1 protein-coding gene is annotated in these 340 nt (G+C 81.2%); it reads left to right on the forward strand.

The genetic code is table 11. The features are described 5' to 3' along the window. Positions 1-340, forward strand: a 340-nt coding sequence (locus E2C05_RS33940; protein WP_205083336.1) for a hypothetical protein, incomplete at both ends; no start/stop codon positions are given.

Raw genomic sequence — 340 nt, forward strand, 5'->3', positions numbered from 1 at the left:
GGCGGCGCGGCGCGCCGCCGCGGCCGCCACCGGCGCGTTGCGGCTGGCGATGCCGGGCGACGCCGACCTCCATCTGCCGACCGCCATGGTGCTGCATGTCGTGCCCGGGCAGGCCGCGCCGCCGGCGCCAGGCCGGCCGGCCGGCACGCTCGGCTATGTCGGCACCGCCGCCGGGGATGCGCTGGTGCTGGACCCCGCCGCGCTCGGCCTGCCGGCGGGCGATGGCGCGTTGCCCCTGCTGGTGGTCCTTGACCTGGACGGGCATTGCCTGGCGCTGCCCTGCCTGACGGTCGGCCCGGGTGAGGCCGCGCCCGCCGCCGCCCTGCGCGCCCGGCTGGCC

The sequence above is a fragment of the Paracraurococcus ruber genome (assembly GCF_004353985.1).
Classification (GTDB): domain Bacteria; phylum Pseudomonadota; class Alphaproteobacteria; order Acetobacterales; family Acetobacteraceae; genus Paracraurococcus; species Paracraurococcus ruber.